The following is a 540-nucleotide window of genomic DNA, read 5'->3' as shown; positions in this document are numbered from 1 at the left end:
ATAAAAGAAATATCCAGGACGTATTGAAGGTTGTGTCTATGTGAATCCTTTAGAGCCAAATTGTTTGGATTTGATTGATCAATATGTAAAGCTTGGTTTTAAAGCTATTAAGCTGCAGCCATTACGCCACGCGTATTGTGCGGATAGTGAAATTGTAGATCCCGTATTAGATAAGGCCGAAGAATATGGAATTCCTGTTTGTATTCATTCAGGCCATCCTCCTTATTCACTTCCTTGGCAAATTGGATTACTTGCTGAAAGACATCCAAATTGTAAAGTACTAATGATTCATATGGGACATGGTCATGGAGTTTATATTGATGCGGCATTAAAAATGGCTAGACGATATCCAAATATTTACTTGGAAATGTCGGGTATGCCAATGCATACAAAAATCAAAGAGGCCTATGATACAGTAGGACACGATCGAATCCTATTTGGAACGGATGGTCCTTTCCATCATCCTACAGTTGAGATGCAAAAAGTATTAATGTGTGGCGTTGATGATGAACTTGATACCGACCCCGAACTGCGTGTGGA

The 540-nt window shown here is 38.9% G+C and carries 1 protein-coding gene; it reads left to right on the top strand.

Annotation, left to right across the window (positions count from 1 at the left end; all coding sequences use genetic code 11):
- Positions 1–40: 40 nt before the first annotated feature.
- Positions 41–540, top strand: a 500-nt coding sequence (locus ACZQCL_RS05760; RefSeq protein ID WP_482482177.1) for an amidohydrolase family protein, incomplete at its 3' end; no start/stop codon positions are given.

This window comes from Holdemanella sp., from assembly GCF_056804935.1.
The sequence above is the reverse complement of the archived record's forward strand: the minus strand, read 5'-3'. Positions and strand labels throughout refer to the sequence as shown.